Annotated in this window: 16 protein-coding genes and 1 pseudogene; 9 read left to right on the top strand and 8 right to left on the bottom strand. The window is 54.3% G+C overall.

Annotated features, from left to right (window positions below):
• From ACTHSL_RS04160 to ACTHSL_RS04170, 3 genes and pseudogenes are all read right to left on the bottom strand, one after another.
• Window positions 1-296: pseudogene (locus ACTHSL_RS04160) on the bottom strand (IS481 family transposase); the annotation flags it as partial.
• Window positions 297-346: 50 nt separating this feature from the next.
• On the bottom strand, window positions 347-1,777 hold the full coding sequence (locus ACTHSL_RS04165; RefSeq protein ID WP_440380452.1) for an efflux transporter outer membrane subunit: 1,431 nt from the start codon (window positions 1,775-1,777) through the stop codon (window positions 347-349).
• Window positions 1,778-2,020: 243 nt separating this feature from the next.
• On the bottom strand, window positions 2,021-3,028 hold the full coding sequence (locus ACTHSL_RS04170) for an IS5 family transposase (RefSeq protein ID WP_440380453.1): 1,008 nt from the start codon (window positions 3,026-3,028) through the stop codon (window positions 2,021-2,023).
• Between the two features lie 165 nt (window positions 3,029-3,193).
• Here ACTHSL_RS04170 and ACTHSL_RS04175 point away from each other — a divergent pair, with 165 nt between their 5' ends.
• The 6 genes from ACTHSL_RS04175 (at window position 3,194) to ACTHSL_RS04200 (ending at window position 7,679) form a co-directional block, all read left to right on the top strand.
• A complete protein-coding gene (locus tag ACTHSL_RS04175; RefSeq protein WP_440380454.1) occupies window positions 3,194-4,228 on the top strand; it encodes a Rieske 2Fe-2S domain-containing protein in 1,035 nt (344 codons plus the stop codon).
• Window positions 4,225-4,803, top strand: coding sequence for a hypothetical protein (locus ACTHSL_RS04180; protein WP_070453720.1), 579 nt, complete (start codon window positions 4,225-4,227; stop codon window positions 4,801-4,803). The genes ACTHSL_RS04175 and ACTHSL_RS04180 overlap by 4 nt, the downstream gene beginning before the upstream one ends.
• The gene (locus tag ACTHSL_RS04185) at window positions 4,800-5,525 is read left to right on the top strand and encodes a hypothetical protein (protein WP_440380455.1); all 726 of its coding nucleotides are present in this window, start codon (window positions 4,800-4,802) and stop codon (window positions 5,523-5,525) included. Before ACTHSL_RS04180 ends, ACTHSL_RS04185 begins: the two co-directional genes overlap by 4 nt.
• 355 nt (window positions 5,526-5,880) lie before the next feature.
• Window positions 5,881-6,159, top strand: coding sequence for an ArsR/SmtB family transcription factor (locus ACTHSL_RS04190; RefSeq protein ID WP_003774674.1), 279 nt, complete (start codon window positions 5,881-5,883; stop codon window positions 6,157-6,159).
• Window positions 6,160-6,227: 68 nt separating this feature from the next.
• On the top strand, window positions 6,228-7,013 hold the full coding sequence (gene xth, locus ACTHSL_RS04195) for an exodeoxyribonuclease III (protein ID WP_440380456.1): 786 nt from the start codon (window positions 6,228-6,230) through the stop codon (window positions 7,011-7,013).
• A gap of 189 nt (window positions 7,014-7,202) precedes the next feature.
• Complete coding sequence (locus tag ACTHSL_RS04200) at window positions 7,203-7,679, top strand: hypothetical protein (protein WP_440380457.1); 477 nt, start codon at window positions 7,203-7,205, stop codon at window positions 7,677-7,679.
• A gap of 118 nt (window positions 7,680-7,797) precedes the next feature.
• Here the strand turns inward: ACTHSL_RS04200 and ACTHSL_RS04205 are convergent, their stop codons facing one another.
• The 5 genes from ACTHSL_RS04205 to bfr (ACTHSL_RS04225) form a co-directional block, all read right to left on the bottom strand.
• Window positions 7,798-8,820, bottom strand: a complete 1,023-nt coding sequence (locus tag ACTHSL_RS04205) for a lysozyme inhibitor LprI family protein (RefSeq protein ID WP_440380458.1) — start codon at window positions 8,818-8,820, stop codon at window positions 7,798-7,800.
• Between the two features lie 196 nt (window positions 8,821-9,016).
• Complete coding sequence (gltS, locus tag ACTHSL_RS04210) at window positions 9,017-10,249, bottom strand: sodium/glutamate symporter (protein WP_440380459.1); 1,233 nt, start codon at window positions 10,247-10,249, stop codon at window positions 9,017-9,019.
• Between the two features lie 151 nt (window positions 10,250-10,400).
• Window positions 10,401-11,054: a fumarylacetoacetate hydrolase family protein gene (locus ACTHSL_RS04215; protein ID WP_440380460.1), complete on the bottom strand. Its 654-nt coding sequence runs from the start codon at window positions 11,052-11,054 to the stop codon at window positions 10,401-10,403.
• A gap of 138 nt (window positions 11,055-11,192) precedes the next feature.
• Window positions 11,193-11,666, bottom strand: a complete 474-nt coding sequence (gene bfr, locus ACTHSL_RS04220) for a bacterioferritin (RefSeq protein WP_214038625.1) — start codon at window positions 11,664-11,666, stop codon at window positions 11,193-11,195.
• Window positions 11,667-11,687: 21 nt separating this feature from the next.
• Window positions 11,688-12,152 (bottom strand): bacterioferritin, encoded by a 465-nt coding sequence (bfr, locus tag ACTHSL_RS04225; RefSeq protein ID WP_049249018.1) that lies wholly within the window; start codon window positions 12,150-12,152, stop codon window positions 11,688-11,690.
• Window positions 12,153-12,550: 398 nt separating this feature from the next.
• On the opposite strand from bfr (ACTHSL_RS04225), the gene typA reads away from it, so the two are divergent.
• From typA to ACTHSL_RS04240, 3 genes are all read left to right on the top strand, one after another.
• Window positions 12,551-14,362, top strand: coding sequence for a translational GTPase TypA (gene typA, locus ACTHSL_RS04230; protein ID WP_003765802.1), 1,812 nt, complete (start codon window positions 12,551-12,553; stop codon window positions 14,360-14,362).
• A gap of 374 nt (window positions 14,363-14,736) precedes the next feature.
• Window positions 14,737-15,807 (top strand): magnesium/cobalt transporter CorA, encoded by a 1,071-nt coding sequence (gene corA / locus ACTHSL_RS04235; RefSeq protein ID WP_440380461.1) that lies wholly within the window; start codon window positions 14,737-14,739, stop codon window positions 15,805-15,807.
• A gap of 271 nt (window positions 15,808-16,078) precedes the next feature.
• Window positions 16,079-16,558, top strand: a complete 480-nt coding sequence (locus ACTHSL_RS04240) for an acyl-CoA thioesterase (RefSeq protein ID WP_440380462.1) — start codon at window positions 16,079-16,081, stop codon at window positions 16,556-16,558.
• Window positions 16,559-16,587: the final 29 nt, after the last annotated feature.

The raw sequence follows: 16,587 nt of genomic DNA on the forward strand, positions 1-16,587 counted from the left end.
TCGCCGGGATAGGACTTGTTGTAGCGTTTGGCCTGCTTTTTGAGTTTTTCCTGAATGCTGCGTTCTACCTTGGCCAGACGTTTCATTCCGTACTTTGCCTGTTTGAAACGGTTGTTGGTGCTGGTTTGGGGTTTGAGCAGCCTGCCCCTTGCGGCCTTAAGTGCGCGATAGATGGTGACGCGGCTGACTTGGTAACGGCGGGCCAGGGAGGTGACGCTCTCCTTCTCCTATGTGTAGGCCAGCCAAATGGCTTGGCGGTGGTGTGGGGTGAGGCGGGTGTTTTTGTGCATGTTCATGTCAGTATTCTCCTGGAAATACTGTAAACAACGCTAGGGATTTCTACACCTTATTTGTCCGCCGCAAAACCTCCGCCAAAGGCGGTATTTAACGCCAGCCACGCGGTAAATAGCTTCGCCTGTGCCTGCGCCAGTTGCGCTTCGTTTTGCAGGGTTTCGTCCTGCGCGGCGAGCCAGTCAAGCTTGTTGTCCAGCCCCGCGCGGTAGCGGCTTTGCGCGGCGGCGGCGTTTTTGCGGGCCAGCGCGGTCATCTCGGTTTGGTCGCGCACGGCTGCGGCAGCGGTTTCGTATTGCGTCAGCGCATCTGCCGCCTCGCGCAGGGCGGTGTAAACGTTTTTGTTGTAACGCGCCGCCTGCTCGTCAAACTCGGCTTCCTTGCGCGACAGGTTCGCCCGCAATGCGCCAGAGGTGAAAATCGGCAGGCTCACGCTGGGCAGCAGCCCCGCCATCCATGACGAGGAATGCGGCAGGTTGCCGATTTCCACGTTAGACAAGCCTGCCAACGCTTTAATCGTAATGTTCGGATAAAACTCGGTTTTCGCGCTGGCAACTAAATGGCGGCGGGCGGTCAGTGCCTCGCGCTGCGCCGCCAAATCGGGGCGTTTGCCGAGCAAGTCGGCGGTGAGCTGCGACACGGGCGGCGCGGGGGTGTTGGCGGCGGGGTTGGGCGCGAAGTTGTCCAACGCCTGCGCCGGTTGTCCTGTCAGCGCGGCAAGCGCGTGGCGCACTTGGGCAATGTTGCCGTCCAAATCCGACAAGGCAGCCTGAAAACGGCTGTTGCCTTGCTGTACCGCATAGAGCCTGCTCGGCGCGACCTGTCCGGCGCGGATGAGTTCGCGCACCACCTGCTCGCGCTCGCGGTTCAACTGCGCCCGCTGCGCCACGCGCTGCCGCGTTTCCAGCAGCAACTGCCATTGGCGGTAATATGTCGCCACGCCCTGCGCCAGCAGCAGCCGCGTCTGCGCGATTTCGTATTCCACGGCGCGTTGCTGCCCCAGCGCAGCTTCCAGCTGGTGCTTGTATTTGCCGAACACATCGGGCGACCATTGCCCTTGCAGTTGCAGCGATTCATAAGTGATATTGGTGCCGTGGTCGCCCAGCAGCCGCTTTTCCAAATCGCTGATGAGTTCGGGCTTCTCGCGCTCGTTTACGCCGTCGCGGTGCAGCAGTGCGCCGCTCAGCCCCAATCCAATCTTTACGCCGCGCTGCGAATCCGCCAAATCCGCCCCCGCCTGCGCCTGCCGCAAACGCGCCTGCGCCGCCGCCAAATCGGGCGAACGCGCAAGGGCGGTGTCAATCAGGCCGTCGAGCTTGGCATCGTTGAGCGCACGCCACCATTGCGGCGCAATCGGCGGCTGCGAGCTGGCGGGCAGACCGAGCGTTTCGGCGGTTTCCACGGCGGCGGGGGTGTGCTTGGGATGAGTGGCGCAGCCCGAAAACAGCACGGCACAGAGGAAAAATAAAGGGAAGCGTTTGAACATTTTGAAATATATATAAACAGGAATCGGGATGATTATAACAAAAAACGTATCGGAAACGTATCGGGCGGGGGTTGGAAAACTTCAACGCAAGAGGCAGAGACCTTTGCAAAATTTCTTTTCCTCCAACAACCGAAACCCAAAAACAGGTTTTCGGCTGTTTTCTCCCCCAATCACTCCTAATTTTACCCAAATACCCCCTTAATCCTCCCCTGATACCCGATAATCAGGCATCCGGGCCGCCTTTTAGGCAGCAACAGGCACACTTAGCCTGTTAGCCGCTTTCAACAGGTTCAAACACATCGCCTTCAGATGGCTTTGCGCGCTTACTTTGAGCAGACCAAAATAGGCTGCCCGGGCGTAGCGGAATTTACGGTGCAGCGTACCGAAGCTTTGTTCGACCACATAACGGGTTTTCGACAAATATCGGTTGCGTTTGGTTTGCGCTTCCGTCAGCGGATGTTTGCGGTGGGCTTTGCGCATAATGCCGTCCTGCAGCCGATGCTCTTCCAGATGTTGTCGGTTTTCCTTACTGTCATAGCCTTTGTCGGCATAGACGGTCGTACCTTCGGTTAGGCCTTCCAACAAAGGGGACAGATGGTTGCACTCATGGGTATTGGCGGGGGTGATGTGCAGTTTCTCGATATAGCCTTCCTCATCGGTACGGGTATGTTGTTTGTAACCGAGTCTGTAGAGGCCGTTTTTCTTTGTCCAACGGGCATCTTTATCTTTACTCGGTGTGGTTTGGCCGCTGACTTGTCCTTCTTCATCGACTTCTATGGCCTGACGCTGTTTGCTGCCGGCGGTCTGAATAATGGTGGCGTTAATGACGGCGGCGGATGCTTTCTCTACTTTTAGGTTTTTTTCGGTCAGTTGGCGGTTAATCAGTTCCAGCAATTCGGACAGGGTGTCGTCTTGCGCCAGCCAGTTGCGGTAGCGGCATAAGGTGCTGTAATCGGGGATGCTCAACTCGTCAAAGCGGCAAAACAGGTTGAAATCGATGCGGGTGATGAGGCTGTGTTCGAGTTCGGGATCGGAGAGGCTGTGCCATTGTCCGAGCAGGACGGCTTTGAACATGGACAACAGGGGATAGGCGGGACGGCCGCGGTGGTCTCGAAGGTAACGGGTTCTTTGACGGTTCAGGTACTGTTCGATCGGTTGCCAATCAATCACCTGATCCAACTTCAATAGTGGGAAGCGGTCGATGTGTTTGGCAATCATGGCTTGTGCGGTTTGCCGGAAGAAGGTGCTCATGGGAAATCCCCTAAATGTTTTGGTAGGAATTTAGGGGATTTTGGGGAATTTTGCAAAGATCTCGGCCCCTTTTCCGAAAACGCCGCTTATCCCTTTTTCAGACGGCCTGAAAATAGGATAATGACGGCTTGAAGCTATCGGAAAATCATCAATAAGGAAAACCACATGACCACTCCTCCGGCCGCCGACGGCCTGCACAATTACTGGTACATCGCCGCCACAGAACGCGCGGTACGGAAAAAGCCGCAGGCAGTCAGGCTGTTCGGCCGCCACTATGCCGTTTTTCATCAGGGCGGAGGACGTTATGCCGCCCTGCTCGACTGCTGCCCGCACCGAAACGTGCCGCTTTCCATCGGCAAGGTAAACGAAAAAGGCTGTTTGCAATGCGCCTATCACGGCTGGTCGTTTGACGGCGGCGGCAGGCTGGATTCGATTCCCGCGCTGTGCTGCGGCGAAACGCCCGATGTGCATGTGCCCGCGGTGCACTGTATGGCGCAGGACGGCTATGTCTGGCTGTGCATAGGCGAGCCGGCGATGCCCGCCCCGCTGCGGTTTTCCTGCCTCGGCGAAGCGGGTTACACCACCTTCCGTATGAAAACCCGTTTTGCCGCGCCCGTGGATTGGTGTTTGGAAAACTTTTTAGACTGCCCGCACGCGGTTTATGTACACGATTCGTGGTTCCGCGCTCCCACCGGCAAACCCGTCCGCGCCCTGTTGCGACGCAATGCCGACGGCGCGCAAATCGAATATGCGGACGAGCCGCGCGAAAAAAGCCTGGTGTGGCGGCTGCTGCAAAACAGCGAAACACGGATGAGCCACACCGACCGCTTCATCGCCCCGTCCACATCGCAGGTGAACTACCGTTTTTCAGACGGCAAACACTACATCGTTACCTCGTCCTGCACGCCGCTTGATGAAAACACCACCGAAGTCCACACCGTCATCAGCTACAAATTCGGCCGTCTGAACGGCCTGATACGCCTGCTGTTCGAACCGCTGTCGCACCTGATTATCAGGCAGGACGTCAATATGATGCAGAAGCAGCGCGACAATATCGACCGCTTCGGCGGACGGGCGCGCTTCTGCAACAGCGCGGCAGACCTGTTGATGCCCGAAATCACCGGCTGGCGCAAAACGCTGGCCGAAGGCGGCGAACCGCAACCCGCAGGCGTGGTGCGCGAACAGGAACTGCACCTGTGAAACGCGCCTTTCAGACGGCCTCCCTCTCCGCCTTGGCCGCCGCCCTCGGTTTTTACCTGTGGCAGAACGGTTTTGCCGCAAACGGCGGCAGCATCGCCCTGCCGAAAGCCTTGTGGCTGGGCATGACCGTCTTATACTGGCTGATCCTGCCGCCGCTGGTTTTCAGCTCGTCCGCCGTATCAGGCCGTCTGAAAACCGCCTACCTGCTCTTTTGGCTGCCCATGCTGGCACGCGGACTGATTGAAATCCTGCTCATGTACGGCACCAACACTTGGAAATACGGTTACGGTATCATCCACGACCTGTTCAGCCTCGCCCTGCTGCTGCCCCTCGGCCTGTGGTGCCGCCGCGAACAACCCCGCCTGCTCGCCGCCAACCTCGGCATCATGGCCGCCATGTTTGCCGCCGAAGCCTGGTTTGCCAACTACATTTCCGCCTTCAACCAAAACCATCCCCACGCCAGACTATGGTTTATCGGCTGGGAAGCCCCCCACTTCGCCAACCAGGCCGCCACCGCATTACTGGTCTCCCTCCTTGCCATCTGGCTCATCTGCCTGACCCGGAAACTGCCATGAACAAACTGACCACCCGCACCGCCCCCCCGTCCGAACTGACCGAAGCAGCCGTCGGCGGCCTCTACGGCCTCTACGCCCGCTATTATGGCGGCACCTCGCCCGAACTCTTCCGCCGCGACCTGCTGGAAAAAGACCACATCCTCCTGCTGGAAGACGAAAACGGCGAAACCCGCGGTTTCACCACCCTCAAAGTCATCCCCTTCACCCACCTCGGCCGCAGCGGCCGCGCCCTCTTTTCCGGCGACACCATCATCGACCACCGTTTTTGGGGCGAACAAACCCTGCCGCTGGCCTGGTGCTGCCTGGCCGGACGCATCAACGCCCGACAACCCGACCTCCCCCTGTACTGGTTGCTCATCGTCAAAGGCGACCGTACCTACCGCTACCTAAACGTCTTCAGCAAAACCTACTACCCCAACCGCCGCTATCCCACCCCGCCCGAAACGCAAAGCCTGATCGACCACCTCGCCGCCGCCCGTTTCGGCCGGCACTACCTGCCGGAAAGCGGCCTCATCCGCTATCCCGAATCGCAAGGCCACCTGAAAAACGAATGGCTGAACGAGAAAACCGCCGACAACCCCGAATCGCGCTTCTTCCGCAGCCGCAACCCCGGCCACACGCAAGGCGACGAACTGGTCTGCCTGACCCTGCTCGAACCGGACAACCTCCGCTCCTTCGCCCTGCGCGGCTTCACGCAAGGACTGGCTTTGGGCGCGCTGTAAACACATTTGGCCCAAAGGCCGTCTGAAAAAAGAGGCGGCGGAACAGGTATGCTGAAAACCTTCCGTATAGCGGATTGACACCCGTCCAAACCTACCGCAAACCCTGCACCGCAGCCTCCCGCCCTGTTTCGGACACCTGCAAAAATCACCCTCCCGCATCGAAAAGCGGCAATACGGCGGAAAAAATCAATCCGCATCAAGCAATGATGTTTAAATTTTCTCAATAACATCAATTATTCATCGCACAATCTGATTGTTTCGAGAGCCAATCCCAATTAAAATCCCACACATGAAATCCATAAATACAAACCTGCGGCGTCTGAATCCGACAAATGCCGACAATCAAAACACCCCCATGCGCAATGCCGAGCATGTGGCCGAAATGCTCAAACTGATGGCGCACCCCCACAGGCTGATGATTCTCTGCCTGCTGGTCGAAAGCGAACACAACGTAGGCGAACTGGTGGAAGCACTCGACATCAACCAAACCGCGCTGTCCAACCATTTATCGAAACTGCGCAGTGCCGGCCTCATCGACTACACCCGTTACCACCGCGTATTGCAATACCGCCTGAAATCGGAAGAAGCCCGCACCATACTCGAAGTATTGAGCGGCTTCTGCCTCGACCGCTGATTCCCCATTCCGGCCGTCGGAGGATTTTTCAGACGGCCTTTCCCATTTCATCCCATTCGGAACACAACATGAAAATCGCGACTTGGAACGTCAATTCCCTCAACGTGCGCCTGCCGCAAGTGCAAAACTGGCTGGCCGACCATCAGCCCGACATCCTCGCCCTGCAGGAACTCAAACTCGACCAAGACAAATTCCCCGCCGCCGCCCTGCAAATGATGGGCTGGCACAGCGTTTGGAGCGGACAAAAAACCTACAACGGCGTCGCCATCATCAGCCGCGGCGAACCGCAGGACGTACACACCGGCCTGCCCGCCCTGCCCGACGACCCGCAACGCCGCGTCATCGCCGCCACCGTCAACGGCGTGCGCATCGTCAATGTCTATTGCGTCAACGGAGAAGCCCTAGATAGCCCGAAATTCCACTATAAAGAACAATGGTTTGCCGCTCTGACCGAATTTCTCCGCAACGAATTGTCCCGACATGAAAACCTGGTCCTGCTGGGCGATTTCAACATCGCGCCCGCCGATGCCGACTGCTACGCGCCCGAAAAATGGCATGAAAAAATCCTCTGCTCGTCCATCGAGAGACAGTGGTTCCAAAATTTATTGGATTTGGGCTTGACCGACAGCCTGCGCCAAATCCATCCCGAAGGCGCGTTTTATACTTGGTTTGACTATCGCGGCGCGATGTTCCAACGCAAGCAAGGGCTGCGCATCGACCACATCCTGACCAGCCGTGCGATGGTATCCGCCTTACAAGACGTGCAGGTGGATTACGACACCCGTGCCTTGGAACGACCCAGCGACCACGCTCCCGTTTGGGCGCAATTTGCCGACTGTGCTTCTTCATCCTAAGGCCGTCTGAAAACGAGGCATCCGCCATGAAGCCGAGTTTCTACGAAACCAAAATAAGGCGGCCGTCTGAAAACCGAGTTTCTGCGAAACCAAAACAAGGCGGCCGTCTGAAAATAAAAGTGGTACGAAACTACAGCAAGTAATTACGTACACAAACCTACCCTGCCGGTAAAATTTCTACAACCGCAGATGGCTTCCCCCAAACGCACCTCTGCCGCGTTGATCAAATCATTGAAAACAACGACCATGACCGACAACTTCCAAGCACTCGGCGATACCCGCCATATGCTGCAACGGCCGGCCGCCGAACCCTATGAAGAAATCCGCAGCAGCGTCGAAAACATCCTGCACGAACAAGTGGCCGACAGCCGCCTGATTGATTTTGCCGTTACTTCCGAACCCGATTGGCTTACCGTCGGCACACGCTCGCCCGACAACCCGGATGCCATCATCCTGAACCGCACCGCCACGGCCTTTGAATTCTGCCTCCATGTATCAGACGGCGGCCAAATCCATGAACTGCACGGCGTCTACACTTGGGCGGCATGGCATCTCGACCACGACGGCGAAGAACCAAACCAACAGGTTTGGTTCGATATAGGCGGCACACTGGCCGAATTCGGCAAAGACGGCAAATTGCCCGAACGGCTGCACGAAGGAAGTTAAGCGTAAACCTGCAAGCCTTGCGGAACCCGCCTCCGTCACAGCAGCAAACATAAAAAGGCCGTCTGAAAATATCCGCTGATGCAGCAAAACATTTTCAGACGGCCTGTGTTATGCAGGCTTACTGCACGCTGTAGTCGCGCAGGTATTGGATGCGTTCGCGGGTCTGGCGGCTGTCGCATTGCAGCCGCAGATATTCGGCACGCTCCGGACTGTCGGCTTGGGCGGCCGCGCGGCGACAGGCCGCGTTTTTACGGTTGATCCACTCGCGCTGCTCGTCGCGCAGCCCTTGCTGGATCACGCTGTCCAAATCCCTCCAGACATTGTTGATTTCACGGTCTGCCGCACGGTAATCGCTGTGTGCCTGCTCCAACTCTTCATCCGACACGCCCGGAGGGGGCGGTTCTTCGTTTTTGGCCGGAGGCGTCAGCACTTCGGGCATCGGGTCGGCCGTTGCCGAAGAGGCGGCTTCAGGTTCGGATGCCGTTTCTTCGACTACCTCAATCTTCCCGCCCTCTTTCACTTGCTTGAGCGCGTCTTCCAAACGGACGACCTTGCCGTCTATCAGCAGCAGGCTTTTGATACCGTAAGGCAGCAAGGCGGCAGATAATGCGTTGGCGGCGTTATCCAATCCGTTGTCGGCATAAGTGATGGAAAAACTGCCTTTTTCATCTTTGGCGGGCGTGTATTTGAGGGTTTGGCCCAGTATGCCGTTTTCTTTGTATGTCAGCGAACCGATGCCGGTGCGCTCGCCGATTACTTTGGCCAGCGTTTTATCGCCATAAAGCAAGGGGGCGTTGGTTTGGGCGGTTTTTAAAGTATCCGGAGAGATTGTGATAGACAAATCGGCCTGGCAATAAGGCTTGGTGCCGCTGTTGTCCTGTTGCGGGTTATTTAGGGTGATTGTCAGCTCTGCAGCGGCGGCAATGACTTTATCCGCATCGACAAATCCGCGTGTGTCGTTTTTGGCGAACGTCCGCGCCTGCTCTTTGACGGCCTGCTGCAAATTGTTTTGGATGTTTTGAATCACGGCGGGATCACCGCAAGCCAAATCTTCCGGCTGCGGCTGCTCTTTTTTACCGCAGGCGGCCAACAGCAAAATCACGGCGGCGGCCGATAAGGCGGTGTAGCGTTTAACGGTCATGATGTTTCCTTTCCGAATAGGTGCATGACTGTGCCGATGCGGCAAAGCCTGCAAATGCCTGTGCGTCATTATCCTTTCAGACGGCCTCCTGTGCGGGGGAGGCCGTCTGAAAACGTCTCGGCAACGACGTGCCATCATAACAAAAGCACCTGCCGGGGGTAAGCCGGAACAGGTGCTTTTAGCATTGCTTTACAGATTATTTCTTTAGGAATTCGACAAAGCCCGACAAAATCAAGGCGTTAATAATATCCACGAAGAATGCGCCCACCATAGGCACAATCAGGAAGGCTTTGTGCGACGGGCCGAAACTCTGGGTAATGGACTGCATATTGGCTACGGCCGTCGGCGTTGCACCCAAGCCGAAACCGCAGTGTCCGGCGGACAAGACGGCGGCATCGTAATCGCGACCCATCAAAACATAGGTTACAAAAGTTGCGTACAAAATCATTACCACTGTCTGTACCGCCAAAATAACGGTTACCGATCCGGCCATGCCGGTCAATTGCCACAGTTTCAAGTCTAACAGGGCAATGGCCAAAAACAGGGATAACGAAGCGTTACCGAACACGTCTACCGCACGGTCGAACATATCGCGTTTGAAGACCAAGGTCAGTACGTTGCGCAGTATCACGCCGGCAAACAGGCACAAAACAAATTTCGGCAGCTTGTAGAAGTATTGTTCGTCAATCTGATACGCTTTGATGACTTCGGCAAACGCCAAACAGGCGGCGAACATGGCCAATGTTTCAACAGCGGAATCCGCAGTAATCAGGCGGGTTTTGCCATGGCTCTCGAACGCGTCGTCGGACTGATAGTTATCCGCCTGCGCACCATCGCGCACAATTTTCGCACGGCCCTGCTTATTAATCAGGCGGCGTGCAACTGGGCCGCCGATTAAACCGCCGAATACCAAACCGAAAGTGGCGGCGGCAATACCCAAACCTGTCGCACCGACTATACCGAATTCTTTTTCCAAAGTCGGCCCCCACGCACCCGCCGTACCGTGTCCGCCGGTCAGGGTAATCGAGCCGGTAATCAAGCCGATGGCGGGATGAATGTCCAATACTTTAGCCAAGCCGACACCGACTACGTTCTGTACGAAAATAAACGCCCCTACAATAGCGGTAAAAATAACCAGCGGCAAACCGCCCGCTTTCAAACGGGAAAAGTCTGCGCTCAAGCCGATGGATGAGAAGAAAATCAGCATAAAGGCATCTTGCAGCGGCTTTTCAAACTTTAAGCTGTATCCGGTAAACGAGTGTATTACGGTAATTAACACCGCCGCCAACAAACCTCCTGCCACAGGTTCGGGAATATTGAAATCCTGTAGGAATTTGATTTTCTGTACCAGAAATCTACCCAACAGCAAAACGATGGTGGCGGCAATCAAGGTGTAGTAACTGTTGATCGCCAATTCTGTAGCTTGCATAAATTCTCCTATCGTTATTTAAAGCTAAGAAATGTTAAGCGGCAGATATTAGGGCAAGCGTGAAGATTTGTCAAAACAGAAATTTGAGGCCGTCTGAAAACTCGTACCACTTGTTTTCAGACGGCCTTTATAAAGCCGAGCATATGAATGGTCAGACCGAAACGGTAAATTCTGCCTTTACCAAACCGGCCAAGTCCAAGGCCAGTTGGTCGCCCGGGTTCAATCTGCCTACACCGCGGGGCGTTCCGGTAAAGATTAAATCCCCCTGCCGCAGGCGGTACGTTTCTGCCAAACCGCGCAAAATCACGGGCAGGTCGTAAATCATCAATGCGGTGTCGCCGTGCTGGCGTAACTCGCCGTTGATATAAAAATCGAATGTGCAGTGCATCGGGTCGGGTAAATGGGCGGCAGGAACAAATGCCGACAGGCAGGCCGCCCCCTTGAAACCTTTGGCCTTCGTCCACGGCCATCCCTTGCTTTTGAGTTCGTCCTGAATATCGCGGGCGGTCAAATCCAGCCCGACGGCATAACCGGCTACAATGTCCAACTCGTGCCCTTCTGCAAGGCTTTCCGCATCGCTGCCGATCAGCAAAACCAGCTCGGCCTCATAATGTACATTGCCGCTGAATGAAGGAAGGCGGATTTCACTCCCGCTGTTGAGGATGGCACTGTTAGGCTTTAGGAAAACCAGTGGTTCGCCCGGTGTTTCGTTGCCGAGTTCGGCAATGTGGGCGACATAGTTGCGTCCGATACAGAAAATATTGTTTGCCCGTATTGATTGGCTGTTAAGGAATATATGGCTCATAACATGCTCCTGACTGTATATTTCAAAGTGGCAAATGATAAAGGATAGCGCCATATACGCCAAAAAAAAACGGCATACCGTTTTGCGGTATGCCGTTACGGCAACAGAGAACTGCTGTATTTGGTAGTGATTTGTGTTTTAGTCCTCTTGCGCCCCGAGTTGGATATAGTTTTTCAGACCCATTTTGGCAATCAGTTCCTGCTGGGTTTCCAGCCAGTCGATGTGCTCTTCGTTGATGTCTTTTTGTTTTTCCAACAAAGCACGGCTGACATAATCCTGCTGTGCTTCGCACGCTGCGATGGCGGCAGCCAGTGCGGCGTGTTTTTCTTCTTCTTTGGCCAAATCGCATTTGATGATTTCTTCGGTATTTTCACCGATCAGCAGCTTGCCCAGTTCCTGCAGATTGGGCAGGCCTTCCAACATCAGGATGCGCTCAATCAGGGCATCGGCCGATTTCATTTCGCGAATCGACTGTTTGTAAAAGTGTTCCGAAAGTTCTTCCACCCCCCAGTTTTTCAGAATGCGGGCATGGAGGAAATATTGGTTGATGGTTACCAAAAGCAGGCCGAGGTTTTTATTCAGCTCGCGGATAACGGTACGGTCGCCTTGCATAGAATTTCCTTTCCGCCGTTATTACAGTTGGCTTTGTTTATAATTTTCCAATCCCATCATTTCAATCAGGCGCAACTGCTGTTCCAACCAGTGGGCATGATCTTCTTCGGTATCGGACAACTGTTTCACCATAATGTCGCGGGTAACATAATCCTGTTTTTCCTCGCACAGTCTGATACCTTTTTTCAATGCGTCACGAACCTCAAGTTCGGTATTCAAGTCGGCTTTCAGCATGGAAACCAAGTCGCTGCCGATATTCAGGCCGGTGGGAACCATAGTCGGCGTACCTTCCAGCATCAGGATGCGGCGGATGAATTGTTCCGCATGTTCGGTTTCCTCTGCCATTTCGTGGTTCAAACGCTCAAACAGTTTGTTGAAACCCCATTCGGCATACATGCGTGAATGGATAAAATACTGATCGCGTGCAGCCAATTCACCGGCCAACAGTTCGTTCATATAATCAATGACAGCTTTATCGCCTTTCATTTTCTTTCCTTTTCTAAAATAAATAATAGGGTTATATCAAATAATAATGGAGTGTACGCATCCGTTGTTTTTTACAAACGGCACGCTCTTTCGAATTGGGGAGAATTCTAGCACCGCCGCCACAAAAATCAACTTTCCTTTTAAAATACAAACAATTATCAGGAAGTAAAATTCAATACATCAACCCTGCATTTTACATAACAATATGTTTTAAATAATATTTTATTTTTTCTAATAGTAATAAACGCTCTCAATCGATTTTACTATTTACATAGTTTAACCATTAGCCATATTGCGGCCATTATCTTTACACCGATTCAGGGAAAAATGCCGCCCCAATAATCTGAAAGTGCTATAATGCGCAGTTTTCCGCATTTAATATCAAATAACTTAACATCATGAAACAAATCCGAAATATCGCCATCATCGCCCACGTCGACCACGGCAAAACCACATTAGTTGACCAACTGCTGCGCCAATCCGGTACATTCCGCGCCAACCAGCAGGTTGACGAGCGCGTGATGGACAGCAACGACCTTGAAAAAGAACGCGGCATTACCATCCTCGCCAAAAACACCGCCATCGATTACGAAGGCTACCACATCAACATCGTCGATACTCCGGGACACGCCGACTTCGGCGGTGAGGTGGAGCGCGTTTTGGGTATGGTGGACTGCGTCGTATTGTTGGTGGATGCGCAGGAAGGCCCGATGCCGCAAACCCGTTTCGTTACCAAAAAAGCCTTGGCTTTGGGGCTGAAACCGATCGTCGTCATCAATAAAATCGACAAACCGTCCGCCCGTCCGAGCTGGGTCATCGACCAAACTTTCGAACTCTTCGACAACTTGGGCGCAACCGACGAGCAATTGGACTTCCCGATTGTCTACGCTTCCGGCCTGTCCGGTTTCGCCAAACTGGAAGAAACCGACGAGAGCAACGACATGCGTCCGCTGTTCGACACCATCTTAAAACATACGCCCGCACCGAGCGGCAGCGCGGACGAAACGCTACAACTGCAAATTTCCCAACTCGACTACGACAACTATACCGGCCGCCTCGGCATCGGCCGTATCCTGAACGGACGTATCAAACCCGGTCAAGTCGTTGCAGTGATGAACCATGATCAGCAAATCGCCCAAGGCCGCATCAACCAGCTTTTGGGTTTCAAAGGTTTGGAACGCGTGCCGCTTGAAGAAGCCGAAGCCGGCGACATCGTGATTATTTCCGGTATTGAAGACATCGGTATCGGCGTGACCATCACCGACAAAGACAATCCCAAAGGTCTGCCGATGTTGAGCGTGGACGAACCGACGCTGACGATGGACTTTATGGTGAACACCAGCCCGCTGGCGGGTACCGAAGGCAAATTCGTGACCAGCCGCCAAATCCGCGACCGCCTGCAAAAAGAATTGCTGACCAACGTCGCCCTGCGCGTGGAAGATACCGCCGATGCCGACGTATTCCGCGTATCCGGACGCGGCGAACTGCACCTGACCATTTTGTTGGAAAACATGCGCCGCGAAGGCTTTGAACTGGCAGTCGGAAAGCCGCGCGTCGTGTACCGCGACATCGACGGTCAAAAATGCGAACCTTATGAAAACCTGACCGTGGACGTACCCGACGAAAACCAAGGCGCGGTAATGGAAGAACTCGGCCGCCGCCGCGGCGAACTGACCAATATGGAAAGCGACGGCAACGGCCGTACCCGCCTCGAATACCATATTCCCGCGCGCGGCTTAATCGGCTTCCAAGGCGAATTCATGACCCTGACGCGCGGTGTCGGCCTAATGAGCCACGTATTCGACGACTACGCGCCCGTGAAACCCGATATGCCCGGCCGCCACAACGGCGTACTGATTTCCCAAGAGCAAGGCGAAGCCGTCGCTTATGCCTTGTGGAACCTGGAAGACCGCGGCCGTATGTTCGTGTCGCCCAACGACAAAATCTACGAAGGCATGATTATCGGCATCCACAGCCGCGACAACGATTTGGTGGTCAACCCGCTCAAAGGTAAAAAACTCACCAACATCCGCGCCAGCGGCACCGACGAAGCCGTGCGCCTGACTACGCCGATTAAGCTGACGCTAGAAGGCGCGGTCGAGTTTATCGACGATGACGAGCTGGTAGAAATTACGCCGCAATCCATCCGTCTGCGCAAGCGTTACCTGAGCGAACTCGAACGCCGCCGCCATTTTAAAAAGCTGGATTAATCCAAACAAATACGGATTAAGCACATAAAAAGGCCGTCTGAAAACGATAAAAACGGAAAAAAATTCCGAAATATTGATTTTCAGACGGCCTTTTAACCGTTATAGTGGATAAACCTTATTTCAGTTTCGTAGAAACTGCATTTTAGCTTCGCAGAAACTTCGTTTCCCACTAAGGCATACCATATTGAATCGAAATAAGAAATATACAGCTGCCATCATCAGCTTATGCCAGCCCGTTACGCTTTCCTGCGCAGGCTGGAAACCGGGAAAAGTTGAGAATAAAGATAATCTTTAAACCTTTTTGAGAACAACGTAAACCGCTCTTTCCCAAATTTCAGACGGCCTCCCCGTTCAAACCATCATCCTTTAAACCTATGAGCCAACAGCCGAACACCGCCGAACAGGCCGAAATCCCGCAAGACCAAACCGTCCCGCGCAGCAATACCGACAACGCGCCGCGTTCTGCCATCCATCAGACGCTTTATTCCGCCGATACGTTTGCCCAACACGATTATCTCGCGGGTAAAAAACTGCCCGACATCGCCCGCCCGCAAGCGGGGCAGACCAACTGGCTGCATTTCGTCGGCATCAACGACGCCACGCTGCTCAAATACACGCTGGAACCTTACGGCATCCACGAGCTGGTCATCGAAGACATCCTCAGCCGCAAACAACGCCCCAAAATCGAAGACTATGGCAATTATCTGTTTATCGCCGCGCAGGTTTACCACTACACCGCCGCCGGCAAACTGAATTCCGACCAAGTGTATCTGATTATCGGCAAGGATTTCGTGTTGTCGTTCCAGCAAAAACCGCTGGGGCTGTTCAGCCAGCTGCGCCGCCAAATGAGCGAAAACCCGCGCGGCATCCTCGGTAAAAACACCGCCTTTCTCGCCTATTGCCTGCTCGACCGCATCGTGGACGACTATTTCATCGTTTTGGAAGAGTACAACAACCGCGTCGAGGCCATAGACAAATCCCTGTTTAAAGATGAAAACAGCGACATTCTCGGCAAAATCGACCGCCTCAAGCGCGACGCCGTCCGCCTGCGCCGCACGCTCTTGCCTTTGCGCGACGTGTTCTATCAGCTTGCCGTGCGCGGCGATTTCGCCATTTTCAAAGGCGAGTCCACCGTCTATCTGCGCGACGTGTACGACCACAACATGCAGCTTATCGAATCGCTCGACGCCTCGCGCGATATGGTGTTGAGCATGATGGACATCTACCTTTCCTTCCAATCCAACCGCATGAACCAGCAAATGCGCGTCCTGACCGTCATCACCATCATCTTTATGCCGCTGACCGTCATTACCGGCATTTACGGCATGAACTTCGACAATATGCCCGAGCTGCATTGGCATTACGGCTATTTTATGGTCTTGGGTTTGATGGCATCGATTATCGTCGGGCTGTTGGTATTTTTCTCACGCAGGAAATGGCTGTAAAAAACAGGCCGTCTGAAACTTTCAGACGGCCTCCCTTTCATACCGCATTATGACTCCTATGTCCGATGCAGGCACAAAACGGCAAGGGTTTTAAACGGCAAAGACACAACCCGATAGCCATCGGCTATATGGCGGCTGATGCGGTTGGAAACCTTTCCCCTGCGCAGTAAAATCCGCCTTATTCTGAAAACCGAGGCATATGGAGGCCGTCTGAAAAACAGGTTTCAGACGGCCTCCCTCCAAATATACAAACCGAAAAAGGAACACATCGATGGAACAAACCCGCCAACTCCCTGCACACGAACTCATCATGTCCGAGCTGATGATGCCGGACACCGCCAATTTCAGCGGCAACGTCTACGGCGGCGAACTTTTGCGCCTGCTCGACCAAGTCGCTTATTCCTGCGCCAGCCGTTACAGCGGCAACTACTGCGTTACCCTGTCTGTAGATAAGGTCTTGTTTAAAGAGCCGATACACGTCGGCGACTTGGTAACCTTCTACGCCAGCGTCAACTACACGGGCAGAACCTCTATGGAAATCGGCATCCGCGTCGAAGCGCAAAACATCCGCACCGGCGAAGTGCGCCATACCAATAGCTGCTACTTCACCATGGTCGCGGTTGAAGACGGCAAACCCGTTCCCGTCCCGCCGTTGGAAATCACTACCGAACGCCAACGCTGCCGCTACGAAAAAGCCAAAAAACGCAAGGCCTTGAGTTTGCAGGCAAATGAATCCCTGTCCTGCCGCTGAACCGTCCGCCATGACAATCAGGCCGTCTG

It is taken from the genome of Neisseria sp. P0008.S010 (genome assembly GCF_051962715.1).
GTDB classification, from domain to species: domain Bacteria; phylum Pseudomonadota; class Gammaproteobacteria; order Burkholderiales; family Neisseriaceae; genus Neisseria; species Neisseria elongata.